Annotated in this window: 11 protein-coding genes and 1 pseudogene; 8 read left to right on the top strand and 4 right to left on the bottom strand. The window is 49.2% G+C overall.

All coding sequences use genetic code 11. The features are described 5' to 3' along the window. Positions 1-159 precede the first annotated feature (159 nt). From HHL24_RS28995 to HHL24_RS28960, 8 genes are all read left to right on the top strand, one after another. On the top strand, positions 160-570 hold the full coding sequence (locus HHL24_RS28995; protein WP_169488777.1) for a hypothetical protein: 411 nt from the start codon (positions 160-162) through the stop codon (positions 568-570). Positions 571-656: 86 nt separating this feature from the next. Next, positions 657-1811 carry a hypothetical protein gene (locus HHL24_RS28990; RefSeq protein WP_206003066.1) on the top strand — a complete coding sequence of 385 codons (1155 nt, stop codon included), beginning with the start codon at positions 657-659 and terminating at the stop codon, positions 1809-1811. Positions 1812-1815: 4 nt separating this feature from the next. Next, entirely contained in the window at positions 1816-2610 is a 795-nt protein-coding gene (locus HHL24_RS28985) for an ABC transporter permease (protein ID WP_169488776.1), read from the top strand. After that, positions 2607-3257: an ABC transporter ATP-binding protein gene (locus HHL24_RS28980; RefSeq protein ID WP_169488775.1), complete on the top strand. Its 651-nt coding sequence runs from the start codon at positions 2607-2609 to the stop codon at positions 3255-3257. The genes HHL24_RS28985 and HHL24_RS28980 overlap by 4 nt, the downstream gene beginning before the upstream one ends. A gap of 177 nt (positions 3258-3434) precedes the next feature. Then, positions 3435-5675, top strand: coding sequence for a glycosyltransferase (locus tag HHL24_RS28975; protein WP_169488774.1), 2241 nt, complete (start codon positions 3435-3437; stop codon positions 5673-5675). Positions 5676-5689: 14 nt separating this feature from the next. Further along, entirely contained in the window at positions 5690-6910 is a 1221-nt protein-coding gene (locus HHL24_RS28970; RefSeq protein WP_169488773.1) for a glycosyltransferase family 4 protein, read from the top strand. Continuing rightward, a complete protein-coding gene (locus tag HHL24_RS28965; RefSeq protein WP_169488772.1) occupies positions 6903-8528 on the top strand; it encodes a sulfotransferase in 1626 nt (541 codons plus the stop codon). Before HHL24_RS28970 ends, HHL24_RS28965 begins: the two co-directional genes overlap by 8 nt. Positions 8529-8643: 115 nt before the next feature. Further along, complete coding sequence (locus HHL24_RS28960) at positions 8644-10971, top strand: glycosyltransferase (protein ID WP_329606757.1); 2328 nt, start codon at positions 8644-8646, stop codon at positions 10969-10971. 212 nt (positions 10972-11183) lie between these two features. Here HHL24_RS28960 and HHL24_RS44180 read toward each other — a convergent pair. The 4 genes and pseudogenes from HHL24_RS44180 to HHL24_RS28945 form a co-directional block, all read right to left on the bottom strand. Further along, positions 11184-11388: pseudogene (locus HHL24_RS44180) on the bottom strand (IS5/IS1182 family transposase); the annotation flags it as partial. A 106-nt stretch (positions 11389-11494) separates the two neighbouring features. Then, positions 11495-12661 (bottom strand): polysaccharide biosynthesis/export family protein, encoded by a 1167-nt coding sequence (locus tag HHL24_RS28955; RefSeq protein ID WP_169488771.1) that lies wholly within the window; start codon positions 12659-12661, stop codon positions 11495-11497. 114 nt (positions 12662-12775) lie between these two features. Next, the gene (locus tag HHL24_RS45140; protein WP_407947535.1) at positions 12776-13318 is read right to left on the bottom strand and encodes an adenylyl-sulfate kinase; all 543 of its coding nucleotides are present in this window, start codon (positions 13316-13318) and stop codon (positions 12776-12778) included. Positions 13319-14052: 734 nt separating this feature from the next. Then, positions 14053-14190: transposase (locus HHL24_RS28945; RefSeq protein ID WP_169488769.1), on the bottom strand; the 138-nt coding region annotated here is incomplete at its 5' end.

The raw sequence follows: 14190 nt of genomic DNA, 5'->3' as shown, positions 1-14190 counted from the left end.
CCACGTCTGCAACACCGAATGCTTTCTCCCTCTTTCGGCGCGCCGCCTCTCCTGTTCGCATGCCAAGTACGGCGGATTTTTCTCGCTAGCACTCGCCCCCCGCGAACGAATAGTCCAAGCACATGCCTCAAAAAATGGCAGCGCAGGTTATGCCGGCGGATGTTCGCAGTTGACAAGCAAATATTAACGGATACCGCTAATGTCAACTGGCACATCCGCGAGACGATCGCTACCCAAGCGAATGCTTGTAGCTGCCCATCGCAGAGCGGCGCTCGGCCTTATGAAAGTGATTGCGAGAAGCCGTTTGAGATAAAAGGTTCGACCAACACGGGCGCTGGGAGACATGCCTGCCAGCAAATGAAAAATCCGCTGCGAGCCAACACTCGACACTACGCGACGTCACAATTGGGCCATGCTTATGTTCGCGCTAAAGCCATGTCGCTCAAAGGCATGTTCTTCAAGGACGTCATTCAATGCAGCGCCCTCACAATGGATTGCGTCGCCGGAATCAATCCACCGACCCAGCCGAAGAACGAAGCAAGCCAGTTGTCAAGCAGAAAATTTAGTTAGAACCCCGGGCTCTTCATGAGAGTCGATGCTGGAAAAAATTCACCGAACACAGTCGGCAGTCAAGAATTAACTCATCTGGAATAACCGTGGAAAATCAAGTTTTTGCTGGCCCCGTCAGACGAAGCAATTTTAAGGCGAAAGGATTAATAGCAAAATTTAGAAGACTTAGCCCCATATTTTTATGCACCGTCGTACTGCCGACCGCGATTTCAATCTCATATTTCGGGATAATTTCGTCTGACGTTTACGTTTCCGAGTCTCGATTCGTGGTTCGAAGTCCTGATCGGCAGACTTCCACCCCACTTGGGATGATTTTAGGTAGTGCAGGGTTTTCGCGCTCCCAAGACGATAGCTACACTGTTCAGGACTTCATTCTTTCCCGGGACGCACTAAAAAACCTGGAAAAGAACGATGATATTGAAAATGCTTACTCAAGTAGCCGCGTAGACGTTTTCAGTCGGTTTTCGGGAATTCTGCCTGACAGAAGTTTCGAAGCCCTGTTTCGCTATTATCAGAATAAAGTTAGCGTTCAAATTGATTCAACCTCGTCGATCACAACTCTTTCCACTCGAGCGTTCACAGCAACAGATGCATATCGAATTAACGAGAAATTACTGGAAATGAGCGAAAGCTTGGTGAATCAGCTTAATTCGCGCGCCAGGCAAGACATGATTCAATTCGCATCGGCGGAAGTCGAGGTTGCAGAAGCCAAGGCGAAGACGGCTGCGCTCGCCCTCTCAACCTATCGAAACGAAAAAGGTGTTATTGATCCTGAACGTCAATCGACAATTCAATTGCAACAGATAGCCAGACTTCAAGATGAACTCGTGGAATCGAAGACATCTTTAAATCAAATAAAATTATTGACCAAGGACAACCCGCAAATTTCTGCGCTAGAAAACCGGATATCTACGCTTCAAAGCGAAATTACCGCTCAAAGCGCCACGGTGGCCGGGGGGGACCGTTCTCTCGCACAGAAAGCCGCTGAATACCAGCGTTTGTCGCTCGAACGCGATTTCGCCGACAAGCAATTGGCTGTTGCCTTAGCCTCGCTAGAACAGGCTCACAATGACGCGCAGCGTAAGCAACTTTACCTCGAACGCGTTGTTCAGCCATCAAAACCCGATATTGCCGTTGAACCACGCCGCATGCGTGGCATTCTTGCCACCCTGATAGTTGGACTTGTTGCCTGGGGTGTTCTCACGATTTTGATCGCCGGTATTAAAGAGCATCGAGACTAGTCAGATGAACCAGACCTCAACAACAATTTGGAGATCGCTCCAAATACAGAAACGCGTCATTTTCGCGCTGCTTATGCGCGAAATCATTACGCGTTATGGCCGACACAACATCGGCTTTATGTGGTTGTTCGTTGAACCAATGATGTTTACGTTGGGAGTTACTACCGTTTGGTCGCTCGGGCATTTTACACATGGTTCAAACCTTCCTATTGCAGCATTCGCAGTTACTGGATACTCGTCACTGCTCGTTTGGCGCAACTCGGGGAACAGATGTTCAAAGGCTATCGAACCCAACCTAAGCTTAATGTATCACCGGAATGTGCGGGTTATCGACGTGTTCCTGTCCCGCCTCATCCTTGAATTGGCCGGAGCAACTGCGTCACTGACCATACTTGTCCTAGTCTTTATGGCAGTCGGCCTAGTGGCGGCTCCCGTTGATCTGCTGACGATGTCCATTGGGTGGATTCTGCAATGCTGGTTTGCCATGTCGCTCGGCCTTACAGTCGGAGCCGTATCGGAGCGCTCTGAAGTTGTGGAAAGAATCTGGCACACCATCACCTATTTGATGTTTCCATTTTCAGGCGCCGTTTTTATGGTGGATTGGTTGCCGAAATCGGTCCAGAACATCGTGCTATGGCTCCCGATGGTCCACGGCGCCGAAATGATCCGCCACGGCTTCTTTGGCAATGCGGTCCGCACTCACGAAAACCCAGCGTATTTCATTTTTGCAAATAGCATACTCATGCTCATTGGCCTGTCACTCGCAAGAGAAACCCAGCGTCGCGTGGAGCCAGAATGATAGCCATAAATGATGTAACAAAAATTTATAGCACGCGAAAAGGTCATCGAACGGTTCTGGACAAGATTAGCCTAACTATTCCGCGCGGCGAAAAAATCGGAATCCTTGGCAGAAATGGCGCCGGGAAATCGACTCTTATCCGCCTTATCAGCGGCGCGGAGTTGCCGACAAAAGGACAGATCACGCGGAAGATGAGCATTTCGTGGCCACTAGCGTTCGGTGGTGCGTTCCAAGGAAGCTTGACCGGTTTGGACAACCTGCGTTTTATCTGCCGGGTGTACGGGGCCGATTTTGAGCAAGCGACTCCCTATGTACAAGAGTTTTCTGAACTCGGTAATTATCTTCGAGAACCCGTAAAAAAGTATTCCTCTGGCATGCGAGCAAGGTTGGCTTTTGCGATATCTCTAGCGGTAGATTTTGATTGTTTTTTAATCGATGAAATCGTTGCCGTTGGAGACAGTAGATTTCATGAAAAGTGCCGCCATGAACTTTTTGAGAAGCGGATGGATCGTGCGATGATCATTGTTTCCCACGATGCAGGCTATATACGCGAGTATTGCGACCGCGCGGCTGTACTGGATTCAGGTAAATTGCATGAATTTTCCGAAGTGAGCGCGGCACTAAATTTTTACCACGGAACCTTGTAATGGGAAAGTTCCTATAACGTTAATATTGAACAGATTCGCTTGTCTGTACGACACGTTTTTACGCACCAAAGAATGCTAAATTCTCCCAAGAGCGCCTTCGGCCCGGTACCGGATAATATGGCGCACTCGGGCTATTGCTTCACGAATTTTTTTCGCAGGCTTCTGCAGTCATCGCTCATGAAAAATCTCTTAATGAAGAGGAAAGTCAACACTCTACTGGAAAATACATGCCCAGCGGAACTTGACCTCTCTTTCTATCGGCATTGGTACAAGGACCTCGGCGCGCTCAGCGACGCGAGATTGATCCGTCATTGGCAAAATGAAGGAAAACAAGAGGAAAGGAGTCCGAATTTCGACGTACTCCTGTCGCGAGACGGCCTCATCGCGTCGATGTTACCCGACGACTTCGCGTCTGAGATGTATGTAAAGCTCAATCCAGATGTCGCCACCGAGTGCTCGACCCACTTTCACGCAACGTACCATTTTCTCAAGACTGGCTCCGGACAAGGACGTCAGTATAGATTCGACCGCGCTTTTTACTTATCCTTGTACGATGAGTTTGGGCTACTTACCAAAGCCGACGATGCAATGTTGCATTGGTTGCACCATGGGAAGCACCAGGGCTTTTTCCCAACGCTAGATCAACTGCTAGCAAGTTACGGCATCGAGTTTCGCAACCTACCATTCGATTTTGAATTGGAAAATCTTGCGCGCCTCAATCCCGATGAGAATTTCAGCAATCTGTTCCTAGCAATTTTCCAAATAGTTCAGCAGTCACCGGCCAGGAAATTGCGACCGCATGATGCGGACCATCTGTGTGCCGATTTTTATGTCCAGCTAGCACTGCATCAAGAGCGCACTGGTCACATCAACAAAGCGATCGAGCTCTATGGACTCTCCCTCCTGTTCTTTGACAATCCAACCGCACACGAGCACTTAGGCAACATCGCCCTAAATTATGGCAATCAGTATCAAGCTATCGCCCACTACGAGGTTGCGCTTGAGGTTGGAACTCGCTCCCAGTGGGTACCACTTAATTTGGCGAAGGCGTTGACAAGTGTCGGTCAATTCGGCGAAGCAGTCGAAGTGCTCATTCGCGCGACAGAACTTCAGCCAAATATCGAGATGCTGACGCTGAAACTACAGGAGGTTTTGACGGAATTTTGGCGAGTTAAGGAGCAAAGTTTCAATTCCCTGGCAACAGCCCAGCGTCGAGCGTCTTTAATGAAGAAAACAGAGGATGCTGTTTCGTTTGTTGCAGACTCTTTCTCCCGTCTTTTCACCAAATTTTCACCGGCTCCGTACCGAGGGAGTATTAATAAAAGTCGCGTTCTGATTATCGGATCATTCGGTCTTGCGCAGTGTTATAGGTATCGCATCGCTCAAAAACAGGAACAACTCCGTCTGGCAAGCTACGACGTAGAGACAGTGAATTATCTTGATAGCAAAGAAGCGATTAATCTTATAAATTATAATGATCTAATTATATTTTATAGGATTCCAGCTGCTATCGAGACGATCCATATGATCGAATATGCGCGCGCACTCGGGAAAATTACTTTCTACGACATAGACGATTTGTTGATCGATGCCTGCAATCCCCCTCCGATTGAGAGCTATGGTGGACAGGTCTCCCCGCATGCATACGTGAATTTGGTAAAAGATACAGCGCTCTTCCGTGCCGCAGCGACGCGTTGCGATTATGCAATCTCGTCGACTGAACCGCTACTGCAGAGGTTGACGGCCTTGGTTAGGACAAAGCGCGGCTTCCTTCACAGGAATGCTTTAGATGATCATATTTTGCCGATCGCCAAGGACTCCAGGGAAAAAAAATACGTCAGTATTTTTTACGGTACGGGCACGCTTGCACATAATAGCGATTTTACGCAAATAGCATTGCCGGCCATTGATCGCCTGCTGGAAAAACATCGAAACGTTAAATTTGTAGCGGTAGGCCATTTAAAACTACCTGAAACTTTCCTTGCCAGGCACAAGCAGCAAGTGGTTCAACTTGCCATCATGCAACACCCCCAGGTCTACCTCAACTGCCTGTCCGCCGCAGATATAAACATTGCAGTCTTGCATGACGATATAATTAATGACTGCAAAAGCGAAATAAAGTGGATGGAAGCAGGTTTTTTTGGCATTCCGTCTGTTGTTTCCGCGACGAAGAATTATTGCGAGGTAATTGAAAATGGCGCGGATGGCTATCTAGCTTCGAACGAACAGGAATGGTTTTCCTGTCTGGAGAGGCTTGTTGTGGATCCTGCTCTTAGAGAGCGGGTCGGCTTAGCTGCAGAAAAGAAAGTGAAAGATCGATATACCCCAGCTTCCCTTGCAAAAAATATCGATGGCATCATGAATTCATCAATTGCACACCAGTCACTCCCATTTCCAGTACCGGCGCTCGTGAGATAACGGCTTTAAATAAAATGAACCCATCAAGAAAAAAAATTGCGGTAGTGAACGTGTTTTATCCGCCACAGGCAATCGGCGGAGCGACGCGTATTGTTGCCGACGAGGTCAGTCTTTTAATACGCAACTACGGCGAAGAGTTCGATGTCGTTGTTTTTTCTACTGACGGCTACCGGCAGCCAGCTCATATTATGAACGTGTATCCACACGACGGGATCCGCGTGTACAGCCCTTCAAGCCTATGGCGCGAAAACATGGATTGGTACATCAACGACCCAGAGATGGAGCGGCTCTTCGGCGAATTCATCAAACACGAAAAACCCGATCTGATTCATTTTCATTGTCTCCAACGACTCACTGCCAGCGTTGTCGACGCCGCACGAAAAATGGCAATACCTTATTACGTGACTGCACACGATGCCTGGTGGATTTCAGACTATCAGTTCCTCACCGATGCGTCTGGTAAGGTGTACCCGGATGGCCACCCCGATCCGTTTATTGAGTCACCGCTGCCTGACGGAGTGACGCGGCGGCAATCACTCGAACGGCGCAATCACCTCAAATCCTTGCTTGCAGCAGCCGAAAGCGTCTTGTGCGTGTCGGACGCATACACTCGCATATACAAGAATAATGGTATCTTTAAAAGTCGAACAAATAAAAATGGTATTTCAAATTTAACAAACTGGAGCGCAAAGCAAACGTCCCTGTCAGCTAAGGTTATTTGCGCTCACATCGGCGGAATGGCTACACATAAGGGATTTTTCATTTTCAAAGATGCAGTAAAATCGGTATCCACACAAAATATAGAATTGCTGGTGGTCGATGACTCTAAATCAGAAGATTACCTACACAAAACTACATGGGGAAATACACCAGTCACAATAATTGGTCGAGTGGCCCAGCAGCGCGTGGTGGAACTGTATCAGCGCATCGATGTCCTTTTTGCCCCCTCCATTTGCCCAGAGAGTTTTGGCCTCGTGACCCGTGAAGCTGCGGCCTGTGGATGCTGGCTGGTGGGTTCCGATGTGGGTGCGATTGGAGAAGACATCTCGCCCGAAAACGGTTTCAAAATAACCCCAACGGTCCGATCATTGCAAGGCGTCGTGCGTGAAATTGACGCTGCACCGCTAAAATATAAAGGATCCCCCATTACGCGTGCCCCTCGCTATTCTTCAGATCAGGTTAAAGAGCTGGTGCATATGTTTCGGGAAACACTAACGGAGAAAAAAAATGATTAACAACCTTTTTATGTCTGTCGGTGCAATGAGATCGTCGACGACGTGGCTTTATTCAAAACTTCAGAATCATCCGGACATCTACTTTCCGCCGGTGAAGGAAATCCATTACTTCACTCACGCCCGAAACATATACGACTTCGAATCGAAAGAGAATAGAACGAAATGGTTAAATGTTGTATTTTCAGAACAGGGTGATCAAGGCCCTGAATATTTTTCCGAAAATGCAGATAGATTGGACTGGTTCGCTCGTTACGTAGGCGCCAACGAAGTAAGCGATGAATGGTATCAGTCGTTATATAAAGATAGTGAAGGTCGAAAATATTGTGCAGACTTCTCAAATTTGAATAGTATTCTGGACGACACTGGATGGCAGCTTGTTAGAAAAAATTGCACAAAAATCAAAGCCATCTACGTTCTAAGAGATCCTTTCGAGCGTGTTTGGTCGCACTATAAGCACGAGATGAATTGGAATGGGTTAGCCCATGAGGTTCAGGGGAAGAATTTTGATTTGTTTGTTGCAACGTTAAACAAGGAATGGTTTTGGGAACAAGCCAGGTATGACCTTGCTATAAAGAGATTAAAACAATCACTTTCCGACGACGAGTTCAAGGTTTTTTATTTTGAAGATTTTCATTCGAATCCGGACAAGACGCTATCTGAGCTTTGCAATTTTCTTGAAATTGATGAAAGCGGTCTGCTGTCTTCCAAAACTGAAGACAAGGTCAATTCATCGACGCCAATGGCGATCCCGCATACATTCGCGATTCACTTGCACGACAAACTGTCTTCGGTCTATGACGAACTAGCATTAATGGGATTTAGCCATCCCCAATGGAAAAGCTACAAAAATAATATTGCGACATCCGCTGAACTACTGCGTCTTGAACTCGAAAAATCCGGACTACTCCTAGTTGAGAAAGAGAGAGTCATTTCTTCGTTGACGGATGAACTCTCGCTTCGCGGTGCAGAGATCGCAAGTTTGCAGGAGTCCGACGCGGCCCACAACCAGCAATCTCTCCGTCTCGAGCGCCTGCTCACGGAGAGAGATGAGCGCATGATCACCATGACGGATGAACTCTTGCTTCGTGACGCACGGATCGCAAGCTTGCAGCAATCCAATGTTGATTACTGTCAGCAATCTCTCCGCTCCGAACAATTGCTCGCGGAAAGAGATGAGCAGATCATCGCCATCAATAGGGCACGAGAGAATGAATTGGAAAATCTCAATGCCGTCGTGCGTGAGCATGAAACTCAAGCTGCCGTTTTTGATGAGGCTTTGATTGACCTTAAAAAACAGCTTGCCGAAAGGCAAATGTTTTCGGCCTTCCTCGAGACGGAAGTAACAACCTTAACTGGTGCGGTCAACGAGCGAGAGATACAAATTGCGAAATTGGCCGAAGTGATTGCCGAGCATGAAAGGCTCGTTGAGCGATCTACAACCATTTTTCAGAAACAAACTGCGGAAATAGAAAACCTGTCAAAACTCGCTGCGATACATAAGCGAGAGGCCGAAGAGGCACTTCAACAACTGCGTGAAAAAGAAGTGCTGTTACGCGAAATCCATCGTTCGCCTAGTTGGCGGCTAACTCGACCTTTCAGAAGAATCAGAGAGATTTAAATCCAATTATGCATTACGACAGTCGAGCGGAATTTTTTCAAAAAAATCCACTTGATGAGGCATCTGAGCGCTGGCCGCCGAAACGGTAGGCCAGGCAAATTTCCAAGGCTTCCTCGTGAGTTACATAGAAGAATTTTTTTCCACCGCGAAACGGTGCCTCTTGCGAATTTTCACATTTGACTTAGTCCCAGTCGGCGACTTGGAGCAGACGTCAGAAATCAACCGATGGACATCCACCGGCATGCAGCCCCTCTTTCGGTTGGAATGCAGGCAGGGAAGAAATCCCTCGGGCTGGGTCTACGTGAAATCATCGTTGATTCGCAAAGGCACGCAATTGTTCGCACATATGTATGCCGATACCGGCTCGGGTTTCGTCAATGCAACGAGCTTTTCTATCCCGACGACCCGCCCTGGGAAAATTAAGCATATTATTAAGCTTCCGCCAAATGCGAAAGCGCTTTATTGGTCGCCGATGCAGAGCAAAGGCAGCCTTTTGCAAGCCCCTATTCAGCTTCGCAAACTTACTCACATTGAAAGATTGATTCGGATGTTTGAGTGGGTGCTGTCTGACATTGCGAAATTTCGGAAAACGGAGCAAGCCCGGCAATATGGAATCACTGTCAAAAGACTTTTTTTTGATTTGCGGCGCGTTTACGATGATTGTGCAAAATTACGCATTCATTCCGTGCCTCCAACTTACGCGACACTGATAGATGATTTTGAGTCTCTTGGACCACGTGATCGAGAAGCTATTAATTATCACTTGGCCAATATGGCTTCACTGCCTCTGATTTCAATTGTTATGCCGGTCTACAATCCCAATCCAAAACACTTGCGAGAGGCGATAGAATCGGTACGCAACCAGATTTATCCCAACTGGGAACTATGCGCTGCCGATGACTGCTCACCGAATCCTGAGATTCGGCGAATTTTAACAGGGTATCAAGAACTGGATCGGCGGATAAAGGTAGTTTTCCGAGAGGAAAATGGGCATATTTCCGAGGCATCAAATTCTGCGATTGAAATCGCTACGGGTGAGTTCATCGCGCTCCTCGATCATGACGACATTCTTCCTTCTCACGCGTTGTATTATGTGGCAACAGAAATCGATAATCATAGCGAAGTCAATGTAATTTATTCCGATGAAGACAAAATCGATGCAATTGGCAATCGAAGTGACCCCTATTTTAAAAGTGACTGGAATCCAGATTTATTCCTGTCACACAACATGATTTCACACCTGGGTGTCTATCGGACATCGCTGGTTAGGAAGGTTGGCGGTTTTAGATCCGGCTATGAAGGCAGTCAGGATTATGACTTAGCGTTACGCTGCATTAAATTAAGCGAAACGAGTCAGATCAGGCATGTGCCACACGTTCTTTATCATTGGCGCATTCATGATGAATCTACGGCCGGCGATCCACACGCGAAATCATACGCCTATGATGCCGCAGTGAGGGCACTTCGCGATTTTTTTGGCAACAACCCCTCGATCCGCATCGAGCATGGGAAGTTTATTGGGACGTATCGCGTTCATTATCCATTGCCCCTCGACCTTCCGAAGGTTAGTCTGCTTATACCCAGCAGAGACGCCTATGCTAAACTCAGGAAATGCATTGAAAGCATAAAATACAAAACCGCATATCCGAATTGGGAAATAATTATCATCAACAATCGGACCCAGGAGAAATCCGCACGCGCCTATTTAAAAATCGTCTCCCGAGATCCAAGAATACGTGTCGTCGATTACGATTCAGACTTTAACTATTCTGCTATCAATAATTTTGGAGAACGTTTTGCAACAGGTGAAATTATCGGCTTGCTCAACAACGACGTCGAGGTTATAAACAAGGAATGGTTGTCTGAGATGGTCTCACATGTGCTGCGACCCGAAATTGGTGTAGTCGGTGCCAAACTATTATATAGCGATGGGTTTGTACAACACGCGGGTGTTGTTATTGGTATTGGCGGATTTGCTGCTCACGCTCATCGCCTTTTCCCTGGCGATCATCCAGGATACGCAGGCCGTGCAGTGCTAACACAGAATTTTTCTGCCGTTACAGCTGCTTGCATGCTGGTTCGAAGGGACGTATTTCGTAAATTAAATGGATTAAATGAAACAGAACTCCCCGTTTCATTTAACGACATTGATTTTTGCTTGCGAGCCGGTGAGGCTGGTTATCGAATTTTATGGACACCGCATGCGCAACTATATCACTACGAGTCATACTCGCGCGGAGACGATCAAGCGTCCGCATCCAAACGAGCAAGGTTTAATCGTGAAAAGAATTTTATGATTAAGCGATGGCGGACGAATACAACGAACGATAAGTATTACAACCCGAATTTGACTGTCGACAAGGAAGATTTTTCGCTTGCTCATCGACCACGATTAACTCGTCCGTGGGAGCAATATCTTGATCTATCCACGGGCCTTAAATAACCAGTGTGCGCCGCTCCGAATTGAATTATTGAACAGCTTTTGGCGAGCAAGCGCTGGCGTCGATGTGACACCGACCAGCCAATGCGGGAACGCAGGATAAAAGTCCGGACATCAGTCCCAGACGGACGAACGCGCCCTGCAGTTAGCGCAGGTTATAACCGGCTGCACATAGTGTCGCGCTCAGTGCTTCGCCGGTTTGCCAGTTGAGTTAGTTTGAGTACACGATCCACGCGCTTGAACTGCTTCGCATGCGCATAGCCACCCACAAGCGACGCAACCGCTTGCCTTCACGCTCTTAGGTTTGCTTAGCACCAAGCCGACGCGTTGCTCCATCTGGACGCGTCGGGCTCGCGCTGCTTCAAGGAGACGGCTGTCGGTCGGATACGCAGCCGCCTTCTCCTGGCCCGTCGTACCAACCTGCGCCGACAAGCTACTACCAATGCCGTGCCTCATGTGTGCCCGGTGCCGGTGCGGTTCACGGTAAAAAATACTCGCCCAGCGGCAAAGCGAGACGTGACTCAGATTACCTGAACGTAGTGATGGTAGACATCACTGGATATGCAACCGAGAAGACTACGTTAAGGAATTTCTGCAACTCCGCGATCGGTGCATTCGATACGTACAGCACATCCTTGTTGTTCATCATGAAAGTCTGAGCAATGAAAAAGCTACGCGGATCTTTCAAGTCGATCCGATAGACTACGGGCACCTTTCCATTCGGCGTCGTGCGTACAGGCTGTTGCGGCCACGTGAGCGCACTCGCATCTTCGAACCGGAAAATGAACACACCCCTTGCATCTGACCGCGAATCAGTCAAACCACCGACGCGCGCAAGCGCTTGCGCAAGCGTAATACCTTGCGCTTCAAAGTTCACTTCATCATTCTTTCCCGTTGCCCCAAGTGCAGTGAAGCTGAACGGCTGGTAGAGCGCTGTGACCACGTCTCCGGATCGCAACGGCACGTTTTGCCGAGGGTCGCGAATGATGGTTTCGAGTGGCAGCGATTGCACTTGATCGCCCCGGGTAACCTGCACGGTCGTCTTATCGACTGGCTGTCGAACTCCTCCTGCGCTTGCCAGGGCGTCGAGCAGTCGCTCACCACTCGGCGTGAGCGGCATCCGTTTGCTGGAAGTCACGTCGCCAACGATGGTCACGTACGACGTCGAATTCTGAACCAACCGCACAAGTGTCTGCGGTTGATTTGCCTTACCGCGCAACCGATCCGTAATCGCGCGCCCCACCTCGTCCAGCGTCTGACCTGTGACTTTGATCTCGCCGGCGAAAGGCACATTGATGTCACCGGCAGCATCGATCATTTGATCGGGCAACACGGTTACACGCGCATTGGACGCACCGCCTGACCGCGTGTCCGTTGGAGAAGCACCGAATAGCATCGCCGGAGGCGCTTCCCATATCGACACCTCGACAACATCCCCGGCGCCCAGCCGCTGTTGCCGCATCGGGAGCTCGCCGAGTGTCTTGGCAAAGTCGCCCGCGCTACGATCGGCCAATAGGCGCCGGGCAACAGCGTCATTCACGTCGACGATTTGAATTCCTAATTCGTCAGTCGAGGCAGAGGACTGAGCAACCTCTGATTTGCTTGGACCGGAAGTCGGAACAGAGGAGCATGCAGTGGCGATGGCCGCGCAAACGAGCGACAGCGCGAGCGTTAAGGAGGACAGGCTACGCATTGTTACGGGTGTTAATCCTTAGCAAGTGGGTTTCGCACTAATGATTCAAGGCGTAAAAGCTAGGCGCAGCCAATTTAATGGCGCGGCACAAGCTCCAATCATGCCTCGACCAAGTCAGCACGGCGGAACAGAATTCGCAGTAGTTGGAAAGAAGTCTGTTGACAAAAAGATTTGCTCCAAGCATCGCGAGGAGCAAGCTCGGCTGCGCTCAACCGCAACGCAGGATTGACTGCAAACTCGCAAAGTGAATCGTGACGAGGCTTCTTGCTGAGTCATTTTGCGAGGCCTCTTAAAAACTCTGGCCTCGACTGTCGCGCACGAAGCGTTGACGTCGACTTTAAGAATTTGATCGTCGGCGACAATTGACGTCGCGGCATTTTTATCCGCTCTGAACGGAAAAATAATTGGGGCGACGCCTATGTGCCCCTCTTCAAACAGCACCAGCACGACTTCGGCGGAGCGCCGAATGTTCTTGTGCTGAATGATGTCCGAAAAGTCCAGGTCGCTATTTAAATCGCGGCGGCAATTCTTGCCTTGGGGATGGCGAGCGCGGAGCTCCCGCGCGTAATGCTCCCTGCCACGCAGACATGCAAGAGTAGGCTTTCCCGCACCGGACATTCCAGTGAACCGGATCGCAAGCGGACACTGCTGCCTCATGTAAGCCCGGCTATCCCTAACAATCAGGGTAGCAGATGAAACCCTGGGCCTAGCATAACTTGTTTCCATCACTCCCAGCTTTCTTGCAATTTTAGTTCGACGCGCAATTCGCCCTCAATCGCATCAGCTCCGGCTAGAGCAGTTTAGATCTGCCGGTGCTACGCGCCAAAGCACCTAGAGACACCAGCATATCGATTAGTCTGCGACACGAGCTGCAGCGAGGAGTTGCAGCACCTAAGGGTCGATGGTGTTGCAATGCCGAAATTAACTTTACTCCGCCCCTGACTCGCATTGCTGGGCATGCGTTCCCGGCCATTCATTCACACCGGAAAACCGGAGCATTGATAAAAGACCACTGGCATTAGGTGCAGGCAACCCAAGCCGCGCTAGACCGCAGTACCTTAGCCTCGAAGCACTGTGCTGCGCGACAGATCTATTCATGAGTTAGAAACTGAATTTCCGCGCGGATTGTCTCATGTTGTCGGGTACATTGGTACGCCGCGAAAAAATTTCGACGTCAAAGACCGCGAAAAAGAAATCTGCGCAGCCGCTGACAAACCGCACCGAATTATGTGTTAGGGAAGGTCTGAACAACCCGTTTCTGCTTTGGATTTCCAGCTCGCACAATGGAGCGAAGATCACATCGTCACCTGCGACTGCGGTGGAGCGCTACCGGTCGCATCCTGGCGGTCCGAGCCTCGCCTTTACCGCACGCCTTCGGCCTTCGTTGCGCTTCACAGCATCTTGCGCGCCATCCACAGATTAGCCAGCGCGAACTGCGTTTCGATCTGAGCCGTGTTCTTCGCCAATCCTCGATACCGCGCCTTCAGATAGCCAAACTGACACTTCAGCACCCGAAACGGATGTTCCAC

This window comes from Paraburkholderia polaris, assembly GCF_012927345.1.
Taxonomy (GTDB): Bacteria; Pseudomonadota; Gammaproteobacteria; order Burkholderiales; family Burkholderiaceae; genus Paraburkholderia; species Paraburkholderia polaris.
The sequence above is the reverse complement of the archived record's forward strand: the minus strand, read 5'-3'. Positions and strand labels throughout refer to the sequence as shown.

Coding starts and splice junctions, on each gene's coding strand:
- HHL24_RS28970 (WP_169488773.1), top strand. CDS start 5,690: ATGAACCCATCAAGAAAAAAAATTGCGGTAGTGAACGTGTTTTATCCG.
- HHL24_RS28965 (WP_169488772.1), top strand. CDS start 6,903: ATGATTAACAACCTTTTTATGTCTGTCGGTGCAATGAGATCGTCGACG.
- HHL24_RS28985 (WP_169488776.1), top strand. CDS start 1,816: ATGAACCAGACCTCAACAACAATTTGGAGATCGCTCCAAATACAGAAA.
- HHL24_RS45140 (WP_407947535.1), bottom strand. CDS start 13,318: ATGAGGCAGCAGTGTCCGCTTGCGATCCGGTTCACTGGAATGTCCGGT.
- HHL24_RS28980 (WP_169488775.1), top strand. CDS start 2,607: ATGATAGCCATAAATGATGTAACAAAAATTTATAGCACGCGAAAAGGT.
- HHL24_RS28995 (WP_169488777.1), top strand. CDS start 160: ATGTTCGCAGTTGACAAGCAAATATTAACGGATACCGCTAATGTCAAC.
- HHL24_RS28955 (WP_169488771.1), bottom strand. CDS start 12,661: ATGCGTAGCCTGTCCTCCTTAACGCTCGCGCTGTCGCTCGTTTGCGCG.
- HHL24_RS28975 (WP_169488774.1), top strand. CDS start 3,435: ATGAAAAATCTCTTAATGAAGAGGAAAGTCAACACTCTACTGGAAAAT.